The organism is Phytoactinopolyspora endophytica (genome assembly GCF_004138495.1).
Taxonomy (GTDB): Bacteria; Actinomycetota; Actinomycetes; order Jiangellales; family Jiangellaceae; genus Phytoactinopolyspora; species Phytoactinopolyspora endophytica.
The window spans coordinates 659,719-661,058 of record NZ_ML142849.1 but is presented as its reverse complement, the minus strand read 5'-3'; the positions used below and the strand labels follow the sequence as shown (position 1 = coordinate 661,058).

Sequence of the window (1,340 nt, the reverse complement as noted above, 5' to 3'; positions counted from 1 at the left end):
TCCACCGGGAGCTCATGCATCAACTGGGAGAGCACCTCAAGGTCCTGGACCAGCTCCCACACGGTGGCGTCGAACACGGCGAGGTCGGCCTGTGCGAGCCGGTACAGCGGCTCGTCGCCGGCGGTGCTCTTGTCGCCGAGCATCGTCACCGGGCCCTGGATGACCGGGTTGGCGGCGGCCTCGACGTAGAAGGAGACGTCCTCGCCGCCCTTCGCCGGATTGCCGATGCGCAGCCAGCGGCTACGCGGATGCAGCCCTTTGACCGCCTTGCCGTCCGGGGAGTACACGAGCCCTTCGGCGGTGAAGCCGGGACCACCGGAGTTGAACCCGAGGTCGACGACGGCCTCCACCGTGCGCCCCGCCCACGCGTCGGGCACCTGCCCGGTGAACCTGAACCACGTCGTTCCCCACGGTGGCCCCCACGCGTCGCCGACGGACGCGGGACCGTACTCGGCAGCAAGCCCGGTGGCCGGTGCGACCGGCTCGCCCGGTGCATGCCATGCCTCGACGGAGAGCTCGACGGCCTGCGGGTACACCGCCGGACGGATCCGGTCGCGCAGGACGCGTTCCAACCGGTCTTCGATCAGTTTGCGGTCGTCGTGCATCGTCGCACTGTCCTTTCCGGGGTCCGTGTGGTCGCTACCGGGCGTCGCTTTCCAGTCTTTCATTGCAGTGCCTTTACTCGGTTCTGACCCTCTGTTGAACAGCCGCTGCGACGGTGACTGAACGCAAGATCCGGGGCGCGCCCGAGCACTGTCGTCTCTCACCCAAAAAGGGGGTATCCATGACCGAGACCATCGACCAAGCCAAGACCGAGGAGTTCATGGAAAGGGCGCTCGGCGACCATGCCGGGATGTCCGCGGCCCTGTTCGCCATGCTCGGCGAGAAGCTGGGGCTTTACCGCGCGCTGGCGCAGAATCCTGCCACCAGCACGGAACTGGCGGAGCGGACCGGTATCGTCGAGCGGTACGCGCGTGAGTGGCTGCGCGGGCAACTGGCCGCCGGTTACCTCACCTACGACCGGGACCACGATCGCTACGCGTTGCCGAGGGAGCACGAGCCAGTCCTGATCGACGAGGGCGGGCCGATGTTCTTCGGCGGTGTCAATCAGATGACGTACGGCATGCTGGCCGTGCTCGACCCACTTCTGACCGCGTTCCGGACCGGAGGTGGAGTCGCCCAGAGCGCCTACCCGGGCGATGTCTGGGCCGGGATGGAACGCTTCACCGAAGGCTGGTTCGCCAACCTGCTGCTGCCGGACTGGCTGCCCGCGGTACCGGACGTCGAGCGCAGATTGGAAGAAGGCGCCACCTTCGCCGACGTCGGGTGTGGTGCCGGCC

General features: G+C 67.8%; 2 pseudogenes. One reads left to right on the top strand and one right to left on the bottom strand.

Annotated elements, in window-relative coordinates:
* A pseudogene (locus ELR45_RS36590) lies at positions 1 to 605 on the bottom strand (alpha-mannosidase); the annotation flags it as partial.
* A gap of 179 nt (positions 606 to 784) precedes the next feature.
* Here ELR45_RS36590 and ELR45_RS36585 point away from each other — a divergent pair.
* A pseudogene (locus ELR45_RS36585) lies at positions 785 to 1,340 on the top strand (SAM-dependent methyltransferase); the annotation flags it as partial.